Source organism: Streptomyces sp. NPDC042346 (assembly GCF_055581845.1).
In genome coordinates, this window is sequence record NZ_JBVJEH010000001.1 from 728,204 (window position 1) to 750,282 (window position 22,079).

Here is a 22,079-nt window from a genome sequence, read left to right on the forward strand (position 1 = left end):
GCAGGTCTATCGGGAAGGCACAACACATGGCGCGCGAGTCGGAGTCGGGGCTGCCGATCGAGCCGGTCTACGGGCCGGGGGCTCTGGAGGGGTGGGATCCCGCCGGGAAGCTGGGCGAGCCGGGTGCGTACCCCTTCACGCGCGGCGTCTACCCGTCGATGTACACGGGCCGTCCCTGGACGATGCGGCAGTACGCGGGCTTCGGTACGGCGGTCGAGTCGAACGCCCGTTACAAGCAGCTGATCGCGAACGGCACGATGGGTCTGTCGGTGGCGTTCGACCTGCCGACGCAGATGGGCCACGACAGCGATGCGGCGATCTCCTCGGGCGAGGTCGGCAAGGTGGGTGTCGCGATCGATTCGATCGACGACATGCGGGTCCTGTTCGACGGCATCCCGCTGGACAAGGTCTCGACGTCGATGACGATCAACGCCCCCGGTTCGCTTCTCCTCCTGCTGTACCAGTTGGTGGGTGAGGAGCAGGGTGTTCCGGCGGACAAGCTGACGGGCACGATCCAGAACGACGTGTTGAAGGAGTACATCGCGCGGGGGACGTACATCTTCCCGCCGAAGCCGTCGCTGCGTCTGATCGCGGACATCTTCAAGTACTGCCGGGCCGAGATCCCGAAGTGGAACACCATCTCGATCTCCGGCTACCACATGGCCGAGGCCGGGGCGTCGCCCGCGCAGGAGATCGCGTTCACCCTCGCGGACGGCATCGAGTACGTCCGCACGGCGGTCGCGGCCGGCATGGACGTCGACGACTTCGCCCCGCGCCTCTCCTTCTTCTTCGTGGCGCGCACGACGATCCTCGAAGAGGTCGCGAAGTTCCGTGCGGCCCGGCGGATCTGGGCGCGGGTGATGAAGGAGGAGTTCGGGGCGAAGAACCCCAAGTCGCTGATGCTCCGCTTCCACACCCAGACCGCCGGTGTGCAGCTGACCGCCCAGCAGCCCGAGGTCAACCTGGTCCGTGTCGCCGTCCAGGGCCTGGCGGCGGTCCTCGGCGGCACGCAGTCCCTGCACACGAACTCCTTCGACGAGGCGATCGCGCTCCCGACGGACAAGTCGGCCCGTCTGGCTCTGCGTACGCAGCAGGTCCTCGCCTACGAGACGGACGTGACGGCCACGGTCGACCCGTTCGCGGGCTCGTACGTCGTCGAGAAGATGACCGACGACGTCGAGGCCGCGGCCCTTGAGCTGATGGCCAAGGTCGAGGACATGGGCGGCGCGGTCGCGGCGATCGAGCGCGGTTTCCAGAAGAGCGAGATCGAGCGCTCGGCCTACCGGATCGCGCAGGAGACCGACAGCGGCGAGCGGGTCGTCGTCGGCGTCAACCGCTACACGATCGACGTCGAGGAGCCCTACGAACCCCTCCGCGTCGACCCGGCGATCGAGGCCCAGCAGGCCGAACGCCTCGCCAAGCTCCGCGCCGAGCGCGACCAGGCGGCCGTGGACGCGGCCCTCGTGGAGCTGAAGAAGGCGGCCGAGGGCACGGACAACGTCCTCTACCCGATGAAGGACGCCCTCAAGGCCCGCGCCACCGTCGGCGAGGTCTGCAACGCCCTCCGCGAAGTCTGGGGCACGTACGTCCCCACCGACGCGTTCTAGCCCTTCAGGCCGCGTAGACGCAGGTCACGCAGGTCACAGCGGAGTGTCGTACTCGTGTGCGACACTCCGCTTTATGTTGGGTGTCACCGATCTGTCGACCTATCTCGTGGGGCTCGTCCTCATCATCCTGCTGCCGGGGCCGAACTCGCTGTATGTGCTGTCCGTTGCCGCCCGCAAGGGCACGCGGACCGGGTACAAGGCCGCCGCCGGAGTCTTCACCGGGGACGCGGTCCTGATGACGCTGGCCGCGCTCGGCGCGGCCTCGCTCCTCCAGACCACGCCGCTCCTCTTCACCGTCGTGAAGTACGCGGGCGCCGGCTACCTGGCCTGGATGGCGTACGGGATGCTGCGGTCCGCCTGGTCGATGTGGCGCGGCCAGGGCGGATCGGCGGACGAGGAGCCGGAGCAGGCCGTGCCCGCGCCGGCCGAGCGTCCGTACCGCCGCGCGCTGCTCATCAGCCTGTTCAACCCGAAGGCGATCCTCTTCCTGATCTCGTTCTTCGTGCAGTTCGTGGACCCCGCGTACGCCTACCCGGCCCTGTCCTTCCTGGTGCTCGGCACGCTGCTCCAGATCGGCAGCTTCCTCTATCTCACGATGCTGATATTCGGCGGGACGCGGCTGGCGGCCGCGTTCCGGAGCCGTCGTCGGCTGTCCGCCGGGGCGACCTCGGCGGCGGGTGCGCTCTTCCTCGGCTTCGCCGCGAAGCTGTCGCTCAGCAGCGCCGCCTGACCCTGAGGCCGCTTGTCCCCGGTTTTGCTTGACCCTGACACCGTGTGAGGCCGTTCCGTAGGGGGCGTCATGTTTGTTATCGGAGACTTCGCCCGGCACGGGCGGGTGTCGGTCCGCATGCTGCGTCACTACGACGCCATCGGGCTGCTGCGCCCGGCCCGGGTCGACCCGCACACGGGCTACCGCTTCTACACGGGGGAGCAGCTCGCCCGGCTCAACCGTGTCATCGCGCTCAAGGACCTCGGCTTCACCCTCGAACAGGTGGGGGCGATCCTCGACGAGCAGATCGACGCGGACGAGCTGCGGGGCATGCTGCGTCTGCGCCAGGCCGAGCTGGAAGCGGCCCTGGAAGCGGCGCGGGCCCGGCTCACCCAGGTCGGTGCGAGGCTCCGGGCCATTGAAACGGAGGGACGCATGTCCACTCAGGACGTCGTCGTCAAGAAGATCCCCGCCGTGCGCATCGCCGAGCTGAGCACGGTCGCCGCGAGCTTCGGCCCGCACGACATCGGCCCCGCCATCGGGCCGCTCTACGACGAGCTGTGCGGTCGGCTCGAAGCCGCGGGCGTCACCGGCTTCGGTCCGGGGATCGCGTACTACGAGGACGCGGGCAAGGGCGACGGCTCCGTCCTCGTGCACGCCGGCATGACCGTTCCCGAGGGGACCGTCGTGGAGGGCGTCGAGGTGCACGTCCTGCCCGGCATCGAGGAGGCCGCGACCATCGTCCACCGGGGCTCGATGGACGACATCCTGCCGACCGCGCAGACCCTGGCCCGCTGGATGGAGACCAACGGCTACGCGTCGCAGCACTACGCGCGCGAGCTGTACCTGGAGTGCCCGGAGGACCGTTCGCAGTGGGTGACGGAGATCCAGGAGGCGATCGTCCGCGCCTGAGGCGAACCCTTGAGGCGAAACCCGAGGCGAACCCTGACGTGAAGAGGGGGAGGGGCCCGGGACCCCCGCACGGGTTCCCGGGCCCCTCCTCTCTTCGGCCGCCTACTTCCGGGCGGCGCCGCGCTTCCGCAGCTCCTTGCGGAGCCGCAGCGCGCGGCGCGCCAGACGGCGGACCTGCGGATGCCGGGGCAGGGGGAGGCCGCCCGGCAGGTTCAGGACGGTGAGGCGCCGGCGGGTGAAGTGGTGCCGGGTGCGCTCGGCGTGCGGGCCCGACAGGTGCCGTGCCGCGGCCTCCCGCAGGTCGGCCCGGATCTTCGGCTGCATCGCGAAGCCGACCGCGGCGACCAGGTCGTTCAGCTCCGCCACGTCCGGGACCGGCCCGGCCGGCTCGTCCGCGCCGCCCTCCTCCAGGGGCGGGACGACCGCGTCCACCACGGTGAGCGGGATCCGGTTGCTGTTCTGGAAGGGGGTGAGCCGCTCCAGGAGCGGGCCCGTGCCGACCCGGGCGACCGGCAGCCCGTAGAAGGCGTGCGCCGTGAGCAGCGCCGTGGAGAAGCAGCCGACCACGAGGGCGGGCCGCAGCTCGCGGTAGAGCACCTCGGCGAGGACGGGCCGGTCCTCGACGGTCAGCTCGGCACCGAGCCGCTCCGCCTCGTCCACCAGCGACCGCGACCAGGCGTCCGGGGCGGTCGGGTGGGGCTTGAAGACGAGCTTCCGGTGGCCCCGGGCGATCGCGCCGCGGACCATCCGCAGGTGCAGCTCCTCCTCCTCGGCGGCGGTGACCAGCTGCAGGGCGGCCAGGTACTGGCCGAGGAGCAGCGCGGGGCCCTCCTCGCGCGTTCCCGGTCCCGCGGCCGGTCCGGAGAGTTCCTCGACGACCTTCGTGAAGGCCTCCACCGGTACGGCCTCCGGCGGCGCCCCGAACTCGGCGAGCAGCAGCGGTTCGAGCCCGGGGACGAGGTCCAGGTGGAGCAGCCTGCGGACCCGTCCGCCGATCAGCGGGTCGATCTTGTTACGGGTCGGCCCGTAGCTCATGAGACCGTCGGCGTACGCCGTGATCGGCGCGTCGGGCAGCAGCTGGGCGATGGCGAGCGCGGGTGTCACCTGGAGCGATTCCAGGGCGAGTTCGACCCGGTCGTCACCGAGCTCCCAGAGCAGCCGCAGATGGCGCTGGAGCATCGCCATGTCCTGTCCCCGGGGCGTCCAGCCGGCGGGGTGGAGCGGGGAGATCGTCTCGTTCCAGGACAGGACGGAGTCGAAGCGGCCGCGCAGCCGCTCGAAGCCCTCGGCCTCGTCGAGGGCGGGTGTCGTCTCGGGCACGGCGGCGTTGTTGGTGACGAGCAGGATCCGGCGGTCGGCCCGGCCGAAGCAGCCGCTGTCCAGTGCGGCGGCCAGGGTCGCCGCCCCGTAGAGGGTGGAGGCGCAGAAGATCTGTGTGGTGCGTCGGGCGCTCATGCCGCCACCTCCGGGGAACCGTTCGCGCCGGCCCCGGAGACAGGCGCCGACGCCGACGCCGACACCGACACGGACACGGACCCGGACACGGACCCGGACACCGTCTCGGCCGTCGACACCGACACCGCCGCAGGTGTCGGATCCGGTGCCGCCGGTGGCGGTGCCGGGCGCTGCTTCCGCAGTTTCCGCAGCAGCGTCGCGCGGTCCCCGCCCATCGACGTGAGGGCCTCGTCGAGGACCGCCTGCGGCATCCGGCGCAGCGCTCCCGCGCTCATCGCCTTCAACTGGCGTGCCACCTCGGGTTCGAATCGTCCGATCCCGCCGATGTGATGGGAAATCAGTGCGCAATACGTCCGCACCGCTTTGGGGAGAAGGAGATCAGCGTCCCGGTCCTTCGCCGTTTCCTCGATCACCAGGTCGAATGCACGGATGAAATCCAATTGCCGCACATCGCCGATCTGGGTGAGCGAGGTCGCGACTCCGCGCCGGTAGAAGACGCCGAGCTCCCCGATCGCCGCGAACGATTCCGCCTCGCGGTGCAGCTTCCAGATCCAGGGCCGGTCCTCGGCCGTCCGCAGGCCGTGCGGGAAGTGGAGGAGCCCGCGCTCCAGGAGCCGTCGGTGGTAGATCCCGGCCCACGCGTACGGGTAGTCGACGGAGGTCGTCCGGTGGGCCGGCAGTATCGCGTCGCGCGGGTCGAGCACCTCGTCGCGGCGCGGGACCGGCACCCCGCGGACCGAGCGGCTGCGGCCCGAGACGGAGACGTGGCCGGTGCGCAGGAAGTCGCATCCCAGCTCGTCCATGGCGGCGACGAGCCGCCCGTAGTAGCCGGGGGAGAGCCAGTCGTCCCCGTCGAGGAAGGTCACGTACTCGCCGCGGGCCGCGTCGAGGCCGGTGTTGCGGGCCGTGGCGAGTCCTTCGTTGCGTTCGTGCCTGAGCAGGACGGCACCCGGGACGTCGTGTACGGCCCGTTCGAGGAGTTCGGGAGTCCCGTCGGACGAGCAGTCGTCGACAAGGAGGAACTCGAAGTCCTCGCGGGCGTTGGCACGCAGGCTGGTGAGGGTGTCGGGGGCATATGTCTGCACGTTGAAGAACGGCACGACCACGGAGAGCTTGACCACGTGGCCGACGCTAGGCGCCGACCCGGCACGCCCCCCGACCGGTGGGGGGATATTCGGTGAACACCAAGCGGCGGGCCGCTTAACCGCCTTTACCTACAAGGAAATCCGGCCCCGCCCCGCAGCGATTCCGGCCGGAATCCGACCCGTTTAACACGTCGGAGAGGCGCTGTTCACCCGTTGTTGTGACTCAGTTGGGCCGGAAAGCGGAATGCCCTTCTAGCGTCCTCGACGTGCCAGCAAGTACCAACGAGGCAGTACGAGTAGCCGTACTCGCCGACTCCGACACCCGGTGGAAATGGGGCGCCCTCACGGCGCGCCGCCTCACCACGGCGACAGCCGAACCCACCGGATTCGTCCTACGGGGCCGGGCCACACCCACCCCCCGCCAGCTCGCCGAGACCGGGGTGTCCACGACCACCCCGGGCGAGGTGACGGGCGCGGAGTTCCTCCGTGCCGTACGGGACGCGGCGGAGCGCGGCGAGGGATACGACGTCGTCGTCCTCGCGCTGGTCGGCGGCACCGTCCGGGCCGTCCTCCAGGGCCTGGCCGATCTGGCCCTGGACCGGCGCCCGGTGATCGTCACCGGCTACGTCGGCGTCGTCTACGAGAAGCTCACCGACGGGCTCCTCCTGCGCCACGGCGCCGACGTCGTCCTCGCCAACTCCCGGCACGACGCCGAGCGGTTCCGCGCCGTGTACGAGGGCGTGGGCGCCGGCTCCGACTCGGTCGTCGAGGCCGCGCTGCCCTTCCTCGGCGGCGCCCCGCACACCCCCGAGGCCGGCCGCGACACCCTCGTCTTCGCCGCCCAGCCGTCCGTGCCCGCCACCCGGGCCGAGCGGACCTACGTCCTGCGGCGGCTGATCGACCACGCCCGCCTCCACCCGGGCCGCGAGGTGCTCCTCAAGCTCCGCTCCAAGCCGGGCGAACACACCACGCACCTGGAGGAGTTCCCCTTCCAGAAGCTGGTCCGCGACCTCGACCCGCCCGCCAACTTCCGCCTCGTGTACGGACACATGGGCGAGGTCCTCGACCGCACCGACCTCCTGGTCACCGTCTCCTCCACGGCCGCGCTCGAAGCCCTCCACCGCCGCGTCCCCACCGCGATCCTCACCGACCTCGGGGTCCGCGAGGCGCTCGGCAACCACCACTTCGTCGGCTCCGGCCTGCTGACCTCCTTCGACGGACTCGACAAGGGACACGTCCCCATACCGGACGACACCTGGCTCGCCCGGCAGGGCGTGGCCTCCGACAGCCCGTACGAAGCGGCCTTCGACGCCGCCCGCGACCGGGTCGCCGCACTCCTGGCGCTCCCCGCGCTGCCCCCGATCACCCCCTACTACACAGCGGAGACGGCCCCCGGCTACCTGCCCGGGATCCTCGCCCGCCACCGCCTGGACGTCACCGCGCAGGAGCCCCGCGAGAGCGGCCTCCGCCGGGTCGTCCGGGAGGCGGCGCGGGGCGCGTACCGGCACGGAGTGCAGCGCGTGGCCCCCGTCATCCGCCGGCTGGGAGAACTCTGATGACGACCGCCGCCACGCCGCCCCCGCGGCACACCGCCACCGTGCTCGCCGTGATCCCCGCCCGGGGCGGCTCCAAGGGCGTCCCCGCCAAGAACCTCGCCCCGGTGGCCGGTGTCCCGCTCGTGGCCCGCGCCGTCCGCGCCTGCCTCGGCGCCCGCCCGGTCACCCACGTCGTGGTCTCCACCGACGACGCCGCCATCGCGGCGGCGGCCCGCACCGCCGGAGCCGAGGCCGTGCACCGCCCCGCCGAGATCGCGGGCGACACCGCGACCAGCGAGGCCGCCGTCCTGCACGCGATGGACGCCTTCGAGGCCACCCACGGCCGCCCGGCCGACGTCGTCCTCCTGGTCCAGTGCACCAGCCCCTTCCTCACCTCGGCAGAGGTCGCGGAGACCGTCGAGCGCGTCGCCTCGGGCGCCGCCGACACGGCCTTCACGGCCGCGCCGTCCCACGGCTTCCTCTGGCGGGCGGCCTCCGGCCCCGACGCTGCCGACGGCGCCGAGGGCGTCAACCACGACAAGGCGCACCGCCCGCGCCGCCAGGACCGGGAGCCCGAGTACCTGGAGACCGGCGCCGTCTACGCGATGGACGCGGCCGGCTTCCGTACCCACGGACACCGCTTCTTCGGCCGTACCGCGCTCGTCGTCACCGACCCCTCCCGGGTCCTGGAGATCGACGACCCGCACGACCTCGCCCGCGCCAAGGCCCTCGCGCCGCTCCTCGACGAGCCCGCCACCCCCGGCTTCGGCGACATCGACGCGGTCGTCCTCGACTTCGACGGCACCCAGACCGACGACCGGGTCCACCTCGACGCCGAGGGACGCGAGTTCGTCTCCGCGCACCGCGGCGACGGCCTCGGCATCGCGGCCCTGCGCCGCGCCGGCCTCCCCGTCCTCATCCTCTCCACCGAACAGAACGCCGTCGTCGCCGCCCGCGCCCGCAAGCTCAAGATCCCCGTCCTGCACGGCATCGACCGCAAGGACCGGGCCCTCAAGGAGTGGTGCGACGCCGAGGGCATCGACCCCCAGCGCGTGCTCTACGCCGGCAACGACGTCAACGACCTGCCCTGCTTCCACCTCGTCGGCTGGCCCGTCGCGGTGAGCAGCGCCCACGACTCCGTACGGGCCGCGGCCCGCGCGGTCACCGCCACCCCCGGTGGCTTCGGAGCGATCCGCGAGATCGCGGCCTGGCTCCTCGGACCCGAGCTCGACACCCCCGCACCCCGCATCCCCAACTCGTAAGGAACAGCACCATGAGCACCCGTCTGCGCACCTTCGGTTCGAAGACCGCCGGCCCCGGCCAGCCCGTCTACATCACCGGCGAGATCGGCATCAACCACAACGGCGACCTCGAGAACGCCCTCGCCCTCGTCGACGTCGCCGCCGAGGCCGGCTGTGACGCCGTCAAGTTCCAGAAGCGCACCCCGGAGATCTGCACCCCGCGCGACCAGTGGGACATCGAGCGCGACACCCCCTGGGGCCGCATGACGTACATCGACTACCGCCACCGCGTGGAGTTCGGCGAGGACGAGTACCGCGCCATCGACGAGCACTGCAAGAAGCGCGGCATCGACTGGTTCGCCTCCCCGTGGGACACCGAGGCCGTCGCCTTCCTGGAGAAGTTCGACGTCCCGGCCCACAAGGTCGCCTCCGCCTCCCTCACCGACGACGAGCTGCTCCGCGCCCTGCGCGCCACCGGCCGTACGGTCATCCTCTCCACGGGCATGTCCACCCCGAAGCAGATCCGCCACGCGGTCGAGGTCCTCGGCTCGGACAACATCCTGCTCTGCCACGCCACCTCGACGTACCCGGCCAAGGCCGAGGAGCTCAACCTCCGCGTGATCAACACGCTGAAGGACGAGTACCCGAACGTCCCGATCGGCTACTCCGGCCACGAGACCGGCCTGCAGACCACCCTCGCCGCCGTCGCCCTCGGCGCCACCTTCGTCGAGCGCCACATCACCCTCGACCGCGCCATGTGGGGCTCCGACCAGGCCGCCTCCGTCGAGCCGCAGGGCCTCCAGCGCCTCGTCCGCGACATCCGCACCATCGAGACCGCCCTCGGCGACGGCGTCAAGAAGGTCTACGAGTCGGAGCTCGGCCCGATGAAGAAGCTCCGCCGGGTCCAGGGGCTCGTCGCCGCATGACCGGGCAGCTGGCGTTCGTCGAGAGCCCGGTCCAGCTCCTCAACGTCCTGGAATGGGCGCACACGCAGGCGCCCGACCGGGCGCCCGGCGCGGCACCCGCCCCCGGAGCGTCCGCTCCGGACGAGCCCGTCGGCACGTCAGCCGCGGCGTCCCGCACCACGGACGCCCTCACCCCGGGGGCGGCACCCGCCCCCACCCCGGGGGCGACGCACGCGACGCCCGCCCCCACCCCGGCGGCCGCCCCGGCTTCCGCGCCCGCGCCCGCCCTCACGGTCGTCGTCCTCTCGCCGACCGACCCCATGTCGCGGGGCCAGCTGCGCCGCATGGCCCAGCTGGCCCGCGACGAGGGCTTCACCGTCCACTGGCAGGAGGCCCGCGGCGGCCGGGGCGCGCTCGTCCGCACCCTGCGGCAGCTCGCCCCGCCGCTGCGCCGGGCGGAGCGGGTCATCATCGGCGACCCGTTCTCCCGCTACGTCCAGCTGCTCCTGTCGCTCTTCTCGCCCCGGCACCTGACGGTGGTCGACGACGGCACCGCCACCATGGAGTTCGCCGCCCAGCTCGGCCGCGGCGAGCGCCTGGTGCGCTGGCACCGCAAGGGCAGCCTGGGCCCGCGCGAGCTGGTCCTCGCCCCGGTGACCTCGCTGGCCCGGCGGCGACTGGCCCCGGCCCGCGGCCGTACGGTCGAGATCTTCACGTCGCTGCCCGTCGAGGCCCCGGCCGGCATCGAGGTCACGGAGAACTCCTACGCCTGGACCCGGTCCCGCTTCGGCCCCCCGCTGCTGACCGGCGGCGCGGACCTGGTGGGCACCTCGCTGGTCGAGACGGGCGTGGTCGACGCCGATCACTACGCGCGCGTGGTCGCGGAACTGGCCCGCGCCCACGGCGCGACCCGCTACTTCGCGCACCGCCGCGAGAGCGCCGAGAAGCTGCACCGCATAGCGGTCGAGACCGGCCTCCAGGTGGTCCGGCCGGACCTGCCCCTGGAGCTGATCGCCCGCCGCGGCCCGATCGGCCGGACGGTCGTCAGCTTCCCGTCCACGGTCGTCCACACCCTGCCGCTGGCCCTCGCCGGTACGGGGGTGAAGGTCGCGGTCATCGAGGTCGCGCCCGAGTGGCTGCGGGCCACCGCCTCGCCGCGCGCCCAGGGCTTCCTGTCCGGAGTGGCGGGCACGGCGGCCCACGAGGTCGACCGGCTCACCGCACGGGTCACAGGGGCCACGGGAGCCACAGGGGCCGCAGGAACGGCCTGACGGATCAATCGGGCCGAATTCGGCCGAGCGTACCCACACCGAAGGGCCTTCATGCCTGCCAAACCGAGATTCTTTCCCCTAACGGGCTGAACTTTTGGTGATCAACGGGCAGTTGACCACTCAAGGGGCCTACCCTTCACAAGGTGAACCAGTTGAAGTCCCGTGAGCCAGGCTCCGCCACCCTGCCCGGAACGCTGTCCGCACCCCTGCGCGCCGAACTGATCGCCTTCCGCAGGGACTTGCACATGCACCCCGAGCTGGGCAACCAGGAGTTCCGTACGACCGCCGCGCTCAAGGCCCGCCTGGAGGCGGCCGGCCTCGCGCCGAAGGTCCTGCCGGGCGGCACCGGGCTCATCTGTGACATCGGCACCCCGGACCGTCACCGCCCCATGCTCGCGATCCGCGCCGACCTCGACGCGCTGCCCATCCCCGACGTGAAGACCGTCGCCTACCGCTCCACCGTGGCCAACCGCGCGCACGCCTGCGGACACGACGTCCACACCACCACCGTCCTGGGCGCCGGGCTCGTCCTCGCCGAGCTCGACCGGCAGGGCCTCCTCCCGAACGCGGTACGGCTCCTCTTCCAGCCCGCCGAGGAAGTGCTGCCCGGCGGCGCCGCCGACGCGATCGAGGCCGGAGTGCTCGACGGCGTCGGCCGCATCATCGCCGTCCACTGCGACCCCAGGGTGGACGCGGGGAAGATCGGACTCCGTTCCGGCCCCATCACCTCGGCCTGCGACCGGCTGGAAGTCACCCTCGACGGCCCCGGCGGCCACACCGCCCGCCCGCACCTCACCACCGACCTCGTCACCGCCGCCGCCCGCGTCGCCACCGACGTCCCGGCCGTCCTCGCCCGCCGCGTCGACGCCCGCTCGGGCCTCTCGGTCACCTGGGGCCGCATCGAGGCCGGCCACGCCTGCAACGTCATCCCGCAGCACGCCGAGCTCTCCGGCACCGTCCGCTGCCTCGACCTGCCGACCTGGCGCGACGCGCCCGACCTGGTCCACGCGGCGATCGACGAGATCGCGACCCTCCACCGCGCGAAGTCGACGGTGAACTACGTCCGGGGCGTCCCCCCGGTCGTGAACGACGCGGTCGTCACCGACCTGCTCGCCGACGCGATGACCGCCCGCCGCGGACCGTATGCGATCGAGGACACCGAGCAGAGCCTCGGCGGCGAGGACTTCTCCTGGTACCTGGAGCACGTCCCCGGCGCCATGGCCCGCCTCGGTGTCCGCACCCCCGGCGACACCCGCGTCCGCGACCTGCACGCGGGCGACTTCGACGTGGACGAACGCTGCATCGAGACGGCCGTGGAACTCTTCACCGCCGCGGCCCTGCTCGACCGCAAGGCCTGATCCGGTCGCCCCGGGCGGCCGGGGACGGGGCGGGAGCGCGGGGTGTCGTCCACCATCCGGCGGTCCCGCCGACCGTAGGGTGGTCGGAGCGTCACATCGCGGTCCCGCCGCCCGCGTCGGGTCTCGGGGTGTCGGACCGTCTCCGTGCCGCTACCGTCTGGTACGACTCGTGGGCGTCGATCCGGTAACGACTCATGAACGGGTCTTTAACTGACATCTACGCGCGTTACGATCGCCCGAAACCAGCGCCGGAAGAGGCGCTTTCGGTCAGTCTTGAAGGGACCTCCTCGTGCGCCGGGTATCCAAGATCACCGCCGCGTGTGCTGTCACTGCGGCTCTCGCTCTCACTGCCACCGCCTGCGGGGAGTCCTCCACCGGGGACTCGGGCTCCGACTCGGGCACCATCAAGGTCGGCATGGCCTACGACGTGGGTGGTCGTGGCGACAACTCCTTCAACGACTCCGCCGCGCGCGGTCTCGACAAGGCCAAGGCCGACCTCGGTGTCGAGACCAAGGAGCTCACCGCGAAGAACGGTGAGACCCCGGCCGACCGCGAGCAGCGCCTCGCCTCCCTCGCCGAGGGCGGCTACAACCCGGTCATCGGTGTCGGCTTCGCCTACAAGGACGCGATCGACAAGACCGCGGCGAAGTTCCCGAAGACCACCTTCGGCCTCATCGACTCGGTCTCCGAGCAGAAGAACGTCGACTCGATCGTCTTCACCGAGGAGCAGGGCTCGTACCTCGCCGGTGTCGCGGCCGCGGAGAAGTCGAAGGACGGCAAGATCGGCTTCATCGGTGGTGTCGACCTCCCGCTGATCAAGAAGTTCGCCGCCGGCTTCCAGCAGGGCGTCAAGGAGACCAACCCGGACGCCACGGTCCAGATCCAGTACCTCTCCACCGGTACGGACCTGTCCGGCTTCGGTGCCCCGGACAAGGGCAAGGCCGCCGCCAAGGGCATGCTCGACAAGGGCATCGACGTCATCTTCGCCGCCGCGGGCGGCTCCGGCGCCGGCTCCATCGAGGCCGTCGCCGCGAAGCCGGGCGCCTGGGCGATCGGCGTCGACTCGGACCAGGCCAAGGACCCGGCCCTGTCGAAGTACGCCGGCTCGATCCTCACCTCGGTCGTCAAGAACGTCGACACCGGTGTCTACGAGCTCATCAAGTCCGAGAAGGACGGCAAGCCGCTGACCGGCACGCACACCTACTCGCTCGCCGAGGACGGCGTCTCCCTGACCACCACGGGTGACCACCTCAAGGACATCCAGGCCAAGCTGGACGCGGCCAAGAAGAAGATCGTCGACGGTCAGATCAAGGTCGCCACGACCCTCTGACACACGTCGCGAAGGGGGCCCGGAGAGCGGCTTCGGCCGACACTCCGGGCCCCCTTTCACACCTGTGCCCGCGGGCAGTTGAACATTTTGGCGACGCTACGCGCGTAGCTATCGCCCGGTGCGGGTATTTTTCGCCACCGAGCCCCGCCCGCGGCCGTGTTCCGGTCTGCTCCCTGTCCCAGCCTTCCGCTCCCACGCTCCCTGCCTTGGAGAGTGCGTCATCAAAGCCTCCAGCCCCAACGCCGTAGAACTCCGCGGCATCACCAAGCGATTCCCCGGAGTCGTGGCCAACCACGACATCGACATCACCGTGCGCCGCGGCACCGTCCACGCCCTCGTGGGCGAGAACGGCGCGGGCAAGTCGACCCTGATGAAGATCCTCTACGGCATGCAGAAGCCGGACGAGGGCACCATCGCGATCGACGGCGAGCAGGTGTCGTTCAACAACCCCGGTGACGCCATCGCCCGCGGCGTCGGCATGGTGCACCAGCACTTCATGCTCGCGGACAACCTCACCGTCCTCGAGAACGTCGTCCTCGGCTCCGAGAAGCTCTACGGCATCGGAGACAAGGCCCGCGCCAAGATCAAGGAGATCTCCGACGCGTACGGCCTCGGCGTCCGTCCGAACGTCCTCGTCGAGGACCTCGGCGTGGCCGACCGCCAGCGCGTGGAGATCCTCAAGGTCCTCTTCCGCGGCGCCCGCACCCTGATCCTCGACGAGCCGACCGCCGTGCTCGTCCCGCAGGAGGTCGACGCGCTCTTCGACAACCTGCGCGAGCTCAAGGCCGAGGGCCTCACCGTCATCTTCATCTCGCACAAGCTGGGCGAGGTCCTCGCCGTCGCCGACGACATCACCGTCATCCGGCGCGGCACGACCGTCGGCACCGCCGACCCGGCCAACACCACGACCAAGCAGCTCGCCGAGCTGATGGTCGGCAGCGAGCTGCCGTCCCCGGAGACCCGCGAGTCGACCGTGACGGACGTGCCGATGCTGACGGTCCAGGACCTGTCGCTCAGCGCCGTCGACCCGGACGGCGTCGTCCGCTCCGTCCTCGACGGCATCAGCCTCACCATCCACAAGGGCGAGGTCCTCGGCATCGCCGGTGTCGAGGGCAACGGCCAGTCCGAGCTCGTCGACGCGATCATGGGCATGCGCAACCCCGACTCGGGCGTGCTGACCCTCGACGGCGCCGACATCTCCACCGCCCCGACCCGGAAGCGGCGCGAGGAAGGCATCGGCTGCATCCCCGAGGACCGCCACCGGCACGGTCTCCTTCTGGAGGCCCCGCTCTGGGAGAACCGGATCCTCGGCCACGTCACCGAGCGGCCCAACTCCAAGGGCGTCCTGCTCGACCTGAAGGGTGCCCGCAAGGACACCGAGCGGATCGTCAAGGAATACGACGTCCGCACGCCCGGCATCGAGGTCACGGCGGCCTCGCTCTCCGGCGGCAACCAGCAGAAGCTGATCGTCGGCCGCGAGATGAGCCACAACCCCAAGCTGCTGATCGCCGCGCACCCCACCCGGGGCGTGGACGTCGGCGCGCAGGCGCAGATCTGGGACCAGATCCGCGAGGCGCGCCGCGACGGCCTCGCCGTCCTGCTGATCTCCGCGGACCTGGACGAGCTGATCGGCCTCTCCGACACCATGCGCGTGATGTACCGCGGCCGGCTGGTCGCGGACGCCGATCCCGCCACGATCACCCCGGAGGAGCTGGGCTCGGCCATGACCGGTGCCGCCACCGGTCACCTTGAGCACGAAGAGAGCCCCGAGACCGAAGCCGGTCCTGAGGGCACCGACGGCCCGGAGGACGAGGCCCGATGAAGAAGATCGACAAGGAGCGGCTGCTCCTGGGCATCGCGGCACCGCTTCTCGCGGTGGTCGCGGCCTTCCTGATCACCGCCCTGGTGCTTGCCCTGACAGGCAAGGAACCGTTCAGCGCCTTCGGCATCATGTTCGAGTACGGCGTGAAGTCGGACAGCCAGGTCTACATCATCAACAAGGCGACGACGTACTACCTGGCGGGTCTCGCGGTGGCCATCGGCTTCCGCATGAACCTGTTCAACATCGGTGTCGACGGCCAGTACCGTCTCGCGGCCTTCTTCGCCGCCGCCGTCGGTGGCGCGCTGACCCTGCCGGGCATCGTCCAGATCCCGCTGATCATCCTCACCGCGATGATCGTCGGCGGCATGTGGGCCGGCATCGCCGGTGTCCTCAAGGTCACCCGGGGCGTCAGCGAGGTCGTCGCGACGATCATGCTGAACTTCATCGCCACCGCGATCATCGGCTACCTCCTCCAGCCCGGCCGCCTCGGCCACCTGGACGAGGCGGGCACCAAGGTCTCCACGACCCCGCTGCCCGAGTCCTCCCGCTTCTTCGACTTCCCGACCGCGCCGGACCCCGTCTGGGGCTTCCTGATCGTCGCGATCATCGCGGGCGTCGGGTACTGGTTCACGCTCTCCCGCACCCGCTTCGGCTTCGACCTGCGGACCGTCGGCCAGTCCGACTCGGCGGCCTCGGCGAGCGGCGTCAACGTCAAGAAGATGGTCGTGACGTCGATGCTGATCTCCGGCGGCATGGCCGGCCTGATCGGCATGCCGACCCTGCTCAACGACTCGTACGAGTACAGCGGCGACTTCCCGGTCGGCATCGGCTTCACCGGCATCGCCATCGCCCTGCTCGGCCGCAACAGCCCGGTCGGCATCGCGCTCGGCGCGATCCTCTGGGGCTTCCTGGAGCGCGGCAGCGGCAAGCTCGAATTCGAGGGTTACGACAAGGAGATCGTCGGCGTCATGCAGGGCGTCATCGTCCTCTGCGTCGTCATCGCCTACGAAGTCGTCCGCCGCTACGGCCTCAAGCGCCAGCAGCGACAGGTCGGCGAGAAGCTCGCCGCCCAGGCCCGTAACTCCGACAAGACGGAGGTGTCGGCGTGAGCGCCACGGCGACTTCCACCCCGCCGCCCGCCGCCCCCAAGGTGGCCGGTGGCAAGGGCGGCCGGACTCGGCTCTCCCTTCCCGTGATCCTGCTGATCGTCGCGGGCGCGCTCATCGCGCTCTCCGCCGTCCGCGTCATCACCGGCGCGCAGGACCTCACCTCGGCCGGCCAGGTCGGCGCCGCCCTCTCGCTCGCGGTGCCGATCGGCCTCGCCGGTCTCGGCGGTCTGTGGTCCGAGCGCGCGGGCGTGGTCAACATCGGCCTCGAAGGCATGATGATCCTCGGCACCTTCTTCGGTGCCTGGGCCGGCTGGCAGACCAGCCCCTGGATCGGCATCCTCGCCGGCATCCTGGGCGGCATGTTGGGCGGTCTGCTGCACGCGGTCGCCACGGTCACCTTCGGCGTCGACCACATCATCTCCGGCATCGCGATCAACATCCTGGCGCTCGGTTTCACCACCTACTTCGCCAAGCTGTGGTTCAACTCCGGCGAGGCCGCGGCCAGGGGCGGCAGCCCCAAGCAGTCCCCGCCGGCCGACGAGATCACCTCGATCACGGTCCCGGGTCTCTCCGACTGGCTGGCCGACATCGAGAAGCACGAGTGGTTCGTGGTCTCGGACGTCGCCGGCATCCTCGGCGGTCTGGTCACCAACCTCTCGCTGGTCACGATCCTCGCGGTGCTGCTGATCATCGGCACGTTCTTCGTGCTGTGGAAGACCTCGTTCGGTCTGCGCCTGCGCTCCTGCGGCGAGAACCCGATCGCGGCCGAGTCGCTCGGCGTCAACGTGTACAAGTACAAGTACATCGCCGTGATCGTCTCCGGCGGTCTCGCCGGTCTCGGCGGCGCGTTCCTGTCGCTCGTCACCTCGCACATCTACAACGAGGGCCAGACCGGCGGCCGCGGCTACATCGGCCTCGCGGCGATGATCTTCGGTAACTGGCGGCCCGGCGGCCTCGCCATGGGTGCCGGCCTGTTCGGCTACGCCGACGCGCTCCAGCTGCGCAGCGGCGGCCAGTCCGTGCACGCGCTGCTCCTGCTGCTCTTCGCCGTCCTCGTGGCCATCGCGGCCTGGAAGGCGTACCAGAAGCGCTGGATCACCTCCTCGATCGCCGTCGTCATCGGCGTCGGCGTCTTCATCTGGTACCTCGGCACGGACACCGTCCCGGTCGAGTTCGTCAGCGCGACCCCGTACGTGGTCACCCTGCTGGTCCTCTCGCTCTCCGCGCAGCGGCTGCGGATGCCGAAGGCCGACGGCATGCGCTACCGCAAGGGCCAGGGCAAGTGACGACGGCCCTCACCGAAGCCGACTGGGAGGCCCTGCGGGTCACGGCGCGCGAGGCGATGTCCCGCGCGTACGCCCCGTACTCGGGCTACCCGGTCGGCGCGGCGGCCCGCGTCGACGACGGGCGGACGGTCTCCGGCTGCAACGTGGAGAACGCCTCCTTCGGCCTGGGCCTGTGCGCCGAGTGCGGTCTGGTCTCCCAGCTCCAGGCGACCGGCGGCGGCCGTCTGACGCACTTCGTGTGCGTGGACGGCCGGGGCGAGTCCCTCGTCCCGTGCGGCCGGTGCAGGCAGCTCCTGTTCGAGTTCGGGGGCCCCGACCTCGTCCTGGAGACGCCCGCCGGGTTCCTGACCCTGGCCGACATGCTGCCGCAGGCATTCGGCCCGGACCACCTTCGCAAGTAACGCCTCGGAGCGGCCCTTCCGGCACGATGGAAGGGTCGCTCCGCCTTTTCCCCTCTATGCGCGTAGAAAGAGGAAGCACCTCATGGACGTCATCTCCGTCATCCGCACGAAGCGGGACAAGGGCGAGCTGAGCCCGGAGCAGATCGACTGGGTCATCGACGCGTACACCCGCGGCGTGGTCGCCGACGAGCAGATGTCCGCCCTGGCCATGGCGATCCTGCTGAACGGCATGAACCGCGCGGAGATCGCCCGCTGGACCGCCGCGATGATCGCCAGCGGCGAGCGCATGAACTTCGACGCGCTCTCCCGTCCGACCTCCGACAAGCACTCCACCGGTGGCGTCGGCGACAAGATCACCCTCCCGCTCGCCCCGCTCGTCGCCGCCTGCGGCGCGGCCGTCCCGCAGCTCTCCGGCCGCGGCCTCGGCCACACCGGCGGCACGCTCGACAAGCTGGAGTCGATCCCGGGCTGGCGCGCGCTGCTCTCCAACGAGGAGATGCTGCACGTCCTCGACACCACCGGCGCGGTGATCTGCGCGGCCGGCGACGGACTGGCCCCCGCCGACAAGAAGCTCTACGCGCTCCGCGACGTCACGGGCACCGTCGAGGCGATCCCGCTGATCGCCAGCTCCATCATGTCCAAGAAGATCGCCGAGGGCACCGGCTCGCTCGTCCTGGACGTCAAGGTCGGCACCGGCGCCTTCATGAAGACCATCGAGGACGCCCGCGAGCTGGCCTCCACCATGGTCCAGCTCGGCACCGACAGCGGCGTGAAGACGGTCGCGCTCCTCACCGACATGTCGACCCCGCTCGGCCTGACCGCGGGCAACGCCCTGGAGGTCCGCGAGTCCGTCGAGGTCCTCGCCGGCGGCGGCCCCCAGGACGTCGTCGACCTGACGATCGCCCTCGCCCGCGAGATGCTGGCCGCGGCCGGCATCAAGGACGCGGACCCGGCGAAGGCGCTCGCCGACGGCTCGGCGATGGACGTCTGGCGCCGGATGATCTCCGCCCAGGGCGGCGACCCGGACGCCACCCTCCCGGTCGCCCGCGAGCAGCACGTCGTCACGGCCCCCTCGACCGGCGTCCTCACCCGCCTCGACGCCTACGACATCGGCATCGCCGCCTGGCGCCTGGGCGCGGGCCGCGCCCGCAAGGAGGACCCGGTGCAGGCGGGCGCGGGCGTCGAGCTCCACGCGAAGCCGGGCGACACGGTGACGGCGGGCCAGCCCCTGCTGACCCTCCACACGGACACCCCGGAGAAGTTCGACTACGCCCTGAAGTCCCTGAACGACTCGTGGGACATCGCGGCCCCGGGCACGTCCTTCACCGCGAACCCGATCGTCCTGGACCGCATCGCCTGACGATCGCCCGAGGCATATACCTCTGACACCTTCGGGTGAACGGGACCGGTGGACCTCCGCCGGTCCCGTTCGGCATGCTGGGATCGGTGACGCACCGATAGAGGAGACCGCCATGAGCGCACTCACCGTCGATCACTCGTCTGATGACTACGGGTGGGACGACCTGGTCCGGATCTGGGAGGAGACGGACGCACCCGAGGGCTGCAAGGTGGAGATCATCGAGGGAATCATCACCGTGTCACCGTCACCGGCCCGCCGGCACAACCTCATTGCATCGCTCGTGCATCGCCGCCTGATCCTCGCGATTCCGGAGGACTGGGCAGTGGTGCAGACTCAGGCGATCGCCGTTCCCGCGCGCAGGGGTATGTACATTCCGGACTTGGCCGTACTTCCGCTAGCGACCCTCGACCAGCCGGGGCAGTACGTTGAGGCAGGTGATGTCGACCTGGTCGCTGAGATCACCTCACCGTCGAACGGAAACCACGACCGCATCAGCAAAGCCGCTGGATACGCTGCTGCCGGTATTCCGCTCTATCTCCTCATCGACTCATTCGCCCCAGGCGGCCCCACCGTCACCCTCTATGGCGAGCCGAAGGCCGACGTCTACCGTGTGCTGAGCGCGGTCCCGTTCGGCGAGCAGATCCACCTCCCCGCCCCCTTCGACCTCACCCTCGACACCGCCGAGTTCCCCGTCACCTGACGAGCAGCCCCGGGAGTTCCCGCATGTCGTCGAAGACCACCGTCCGGGGTCCCATCAGGCGGTCCGCCCGGGTCAGCCCGCCGCAGTAGCCGAAGGCGCGCATGCCGGCCGCGCGGGCGGCCTGGACGCCGTACGGGCTGTCCTCGACGACCGCGCAGCGCTCCGGCGGGACGCCCATCGTGGCCGCCGCGTGCAGGAAGAGATCCGGGGCGGGCTTGCCGTGCGCGACGTCGCGCGCGGAGAACATCCGGCCCTCGAAGCGGTCGAGCAGCCCGGCCCTGCCCAGGTTCTTCCGGATGCCGGCGTGGCTGCTGTTGGAGGCGAGGCAGTACGGAAGCGGCAGGGCGTCCAGGACGTCCGTGATGCCCTCCACGGCCGTCAGCTCGGCGTCCAGCACGTCGTCGTACCGCTGCTTGAAGGGTTCCTGCCAGCCGGGCTCCAGCGGGTGCCCGCGCCGCTCCTCCACGATCGCCGTGAGCATCTCGTGGGAGGAACCGACGAAGTGCTCGACGATCTCCGCCTCGGTGAACTCCGCCCCGAGAGAGGCGAACACCTCCCGGTCCACGCGGCAGTAGAGCCGCTCACTGTCCACCAGAACACCGTCACAGTCGAAGATCACCAGTTCGACAGGCTCGTGAGTCATGATCCACAGCGTAGAGGTACGCGGGGGACCGCCGCCGATGAGTTCCGCGCCTCGGACCGGTCTCAAGGCATGTGGACACCAGTCAGCCCCTTGTCGTGACCCTGCCCGCCCGCCCCACCCGGGACGAGGTGGCGCTCCTCTGCGCCGAGCTCGGCGCAGCCCCGCCCGGCGACGTCGTCTGCGAGGTCGGCGCCCTCGCGCACGCCGACCTCCAGGCCGTCGACGCCCTCGCCCGCCTGAAACTCGCGGCCGGCCGCCGGGGCCACCGCATCCGCTTCCACGGAGCAGGACCCGAGCTGAGGACCCTGCTCCTGCTGACCGGCCTCGACGGGACCCTAGGCGTCTAGCCGCGCCGGCAGGTCGAAGAGCGGGAACCAGCGCTCGGTGTCCAGGAAGAAGTCCATCCCGGCGACCTTGCCGTCCCGCAGCTCCAGGACGATCAGCGCCCACGGCGCGAAGCCGCCCGCCGGGTCCGGGTGGTACTGCGCGAACGCCGGCGAGCCGTTCGCCACGGTCGGCACCAGCTTCGAGCCCGAGCAGACCTCGCCCACGCCCAGCATCCAGCCCACGATGTCGTCGTGGCCCTGGAGCCACAGGTCGTACGGCGGCATGGACATGGTCGCGTCCTCGTGGAGGAGCGCGGTCAGCGCCTTCATGTCGTAGCCCTCGAAGGCGGCGACGTACCGCTCCAGGAGCGCCTTCTGCTCCTCGTCCAGCGGGTTCGCCGGATCGGAGGTGGCCGGCGCCTGCTCGGCCAGGGTCGCCCGGGCCCGCTGGAGCGCGCTGTTGACCGAGGCGACGGAGGTGTCGAGGAGCTCCGCGACCTCGCTCGCCTTCCAGGCGAGCACCTCGCGGAGGATGAGGACCGCCCGCTGCTTCGGCGGCAGGTGCTGGAGGGCGGCGACGAAGGCGAGCCGCACGGTCTCGCGGTGCACGGCGGTCTCCGCGGGGTCGGCGACCGACGGCAGGACCCGCCCGTCCGGGACCGGCTCCAGCCAGGTGATCTCCGGCTGCTTGACGAGCTGCGCCTGGGCGACCGGCGTCGGAGAGGTCAGATCCATCGGCCGCGCTCTCTTGTTGCCCGCGTTCAGCGCGTCCAGGCACACGTTGGTCGCGATCCGGTAGAGCCAGGACCGCAGCGAGGAGCGGCCCTCGAAGGTGTCGATGGCCTTCCAGGCCCGCACCATCGTGTCCTGCACCGCGTCCTCCGCCTCGAAGGAGGATCCGAGCATCCGGTAGCAGTAACCGGTCAGCTCCCTGCGGTACTTGTCGAGTTCGTCGGTCGTCGCGGTCGCGGCGTCACTCATCGGGTCCACACCCCACTCACCCCTCACCGGCACCCGTTCGGTG

Annotated in this window: 20 protein-coding genes; 16 read left to right on the forward strand and 4 right to left on the reverse strand. The window is 70.9% G+C overall.

Annotation, left to right across the window (positions count from 1 at the left end; translation table 11 throughout):
- The first annotated feature begins 26 nt into the window (after positions 1-26).
- From ACZ6K0_RS03565 to ACZ6K0_RS03575, 3 genes are all read left to right on the forward strand, one after another.
- The gene (locus ACZ6K0_RS03565) at positions 27-1,607 is read left to right on the forward strand and encodes an acyl-CoA mutase large subunit family protein (protein ID WP_376401661.1); all 1,581 of its coding nucleotides are present in this window, start codon (positions 27-29) and stop codon (positions 1,605-1,607) included.
- Positions 1,608-1,680: 73 nt separating this feature from the next.
- Positions 1,681-2,337: a leucine efflux protein LeuE gene (gene leuE / locus ACZ6K0_RS03570; protein ID WP_376401664.1), complete on the forward strand. Its 657-nt coding sequence runs from the start codon at positions 1,681-1,683 to the stop codon at positions 2,335-2,337.
- A gap of 69 nt (positions 2,338-2,406) precedes the next feature.
- Entirely contained in the window at positions 2,407-3,228 is an 822-nt protein-coding gene (locus ACZ6K0_RS03575; protein ID WP_469229558.1) for a MerR family transcriptional regulator, read from the forward strand.
- Positions 3,229-3,330: 102 nt separating this feature from the next.
- Here ACZ6K0_RS03575 and ACZ6K0_RS03580 read toward each other — a convergent pair whose 3' ends face one another.
- Entirely contained in the window at positions 3,331-4,683 is a 1,353-nt protein-coding gene (locus tag ACZ6K0_RS03580; RefSeq protein WP_469229560.1) for an alpha-2,8-polysialyltransferase family protein, read from the reverse strand.
- A complete protein-coding gene (locus ACZ6K0_RS03585) occupies positions 4,680-5,804 on the reverse strand; it encodes a glycosyltransferase family 2 protein (RefSeq protein ID WP_469229562.1) in 1,125 nt (374 codons plus the stop codon). Before ACZ6K0_RS03585 ends, ACZ6K0_RS03580 begins: the two co-directional genes overlap by 4 nt.
- A 230-nt stretch (positions 5,805-6,034) precedes the next feature.
- Here ACZ6K0_RS03585 and ACZ6K0_RS03590 point away from each other — a divergent pair, with 230 nt between their 5' ends.
- The 12 genes from ACZ6K0_RS03590 (at position 6,035) to ACZ6K0_RS03645 (ending at position 20,086) form a co-directional block, all read left to right on the forward strand.
- A complete protein-coding gene (locus tag ACZ6K0_RS03590) occupies positions 6,035-7,324 on the forward strand; it encodes a DUF6716 putative glycosyltransferase (protein ID WP_469229564.1) in 1,290 nt (429 codons plus the stop codon).
- Positions 7,324-8,565, forward strand: coding sequence for a cytidylyltransferase domain-containing protein (locus ACZ6K0_RS03595; RefSeq protein ID WP_376401678.1), 1,242 nt, complete (start codon positions 7,324-7,326; stop codon positions 8,563-8,565). Before ACZ6K0_RS03590 ends, ACZ6K0_RS03595 begins: the two co-directional genes overlap by 1 nt.
- 11 nt (positions 8,566-8,576) lie before the next feature.
- The gene (locus tag ACZ6K0_RS03600; RefSeq protein ID WP_376401681.1) at positions 8,577-9,470 is read left to right on the forward strand and encodes an N-acetylneuraminate synthase family protein; all 894 of its coding nucleotides are present in this window, start codon (positions 8,577-8,579) and stop codon (positions 9,468-9,470) included.
- Positions 9,467-10,720: a hypothetical protein gene (locus tag ACZ6K0_RS03605; protein WP_469229567.1), complete on the forward strand. Its 1,254-nt coding sequence runs from the start codon at positions 9,467-9,469 to the stop codon at positions 10,718-10,720. Before ACZ6K0_RS03600 ends, ACZ6K0_RS03605 begins: the two co-directional genes overlap by 4 nt.
- A gap of 143 nt (positions 10,721-10,863) precedes the next feature.
- Positions 10,864-12,078, forward strand: a complete 1,215-nt coding sequence (locus ACZ6K0_RS03610; RefSeq protein WP_376401686.1) for an amidohydrolase — start codon at positions 10,864-10,866, stop codon at positions 12,076-12,078.
- 289 nt (positions 12,079-12,367) lie between these two features.
- Positions 12,368-13,408, forward strand: a complete 1,041-nt coding sequence (locus ACZ6K0_RS03615; protein WP_376401689.1) for a BMP family lipoprotein — start codon at positions 12,368-12,370, stop codon at positions 13,406-13,408.
- A gap of 166 nt (positions 13,409-13,574) precedes the next feature.
- Positions 13,575-15,230 carry an ABC transporter ATP-binding protein gene (locus ACZ6K0_RS03620; protein WP_469229682.1) on the forward strand — a complete coding sequence of 552 codons (1,656 nt, stop codon included), beginning with the start codon at positions 13,575-13,577 and terminating at the stop codon, positions 15,228-15,230.
- On the forward strand, positions 15,227-16,339 hold the full coding sequence (locus tag ACZ6K0_RS03625) for an ABC transporter permease (RefSeq protein WP_376401692.1): 1,113 nt from the start codon (positions 15,227-15,229) through the stop codon (positions 16,337-16,339). The genes ACZ6K0_RS03620 and ACZ6K0_RS03625 overlap by 4 nt, the downstream gene beginning before the upstream one ends.
- The gene (locus tag ACZ6K0_RS03630; protein WP_376401695.1) at positions 16,336-17,625 is read left to right on the forward strand and encodes an ABC transporter permease; all 1,290 of its coding nucleotides are present in this window, start codon (positions 16,336-16,338) and stop codon (positions 17,623-17,625) included. The genes ACZ6K0_RS03625 and ACZ6K0_RS03630 overlap by 4 nt, the downstream gene beginning before the upstream one ends.
- A complete protein-coding gene (locus ACZ6K0_RS03635; RefSeq protein ID WP_376401698.1) occupies positions 17,622-18,026 on the forward strand; it encodes a cytidine deaminase in 405 nt (134 codons plus the stop codon). Before ACZ6K0_RS03630 ends, ACZ6K0_RS03635 begins: the two co-directional genes overlap by 4 nt.
- An 82-nt stretch (positions 18,027-18,108) precedes the next feature.
- Positions 18,109-19,386 carry a thymidine phosphorylase gene (locus ACZ6K0_RS03640; protein ID WP_469229570.1) on the forward strand — a complete coding sequence of 426 codons (1,278 nt, stop codon included), beginning with the start codon at positions 18,109-18,111 and terminating at the stop codon, positions 19,384-19,386.
- Between the two features lie 112 nt (positions 19,387-19,498).
- Positions 19,499-20,086 carry a Uma2 family endonuclease gene (locus ACZ6K0_RS03645; RefSeq protein WP_376401704.1) on the forward strand — a complete coding sequence of 196 codons (588 nt, stop codon included), beginning with the start codon at positions 19,499-19,501 and terminating at the stop codon, positions 20,084-20,086.
- Here ACZ6K0_RS03645 and ACZ6K0_RS03650 read toward each other — a convergent pair.
- Complete coding sequence (locus ACZ6K0_RS03650; protein WP_469229572.1) at positions 20,079-20,729, reverse strand: HAD family hydrolase; 651 nt, start codon at positions 20,727-20,729, stop codon at positions 20,079-20,081. The genes ACZ6K0_RS03645 and ACZ6K0_RS03650 overlap by 8 nt on opposite strands.
- Before the next feature lie 95 nt (positions 20,730-20,824).
- Between ACZ6K0_RS03650 and ACZ6K0_RS03655 the strand changes: the two genes are divergently transcribed.
- Entirely contained in the window at positions 20,825-21,076 is a 252-nt protein-coding gene (locus ACZ6K0_RS03655) for an STAS domain-containing protein (protein ID WP_376401710.1), read from the forward strand.
- Here the strand turns inward: ACZ6K0_RS03655 and ACZ6K0_RS03660 are convergent.
- A complete protein-coding gene (locus tag ACZ6K0_RS03660) occupies positions 21,065-22,036 on the reverse strand; it encodes a sigma-70 family RNA polymerase sigma factor (RefSeq protein ID WP_376401713.1) in 972 nt (323 codons plus the stop codon). The genes ACZ6K0_RS03655 and ACZ6K0_RS03660 overlap by 12 nt on opposite strands.
- Positions 22,037-22,079: the final 43 nt, after the last annotated feature.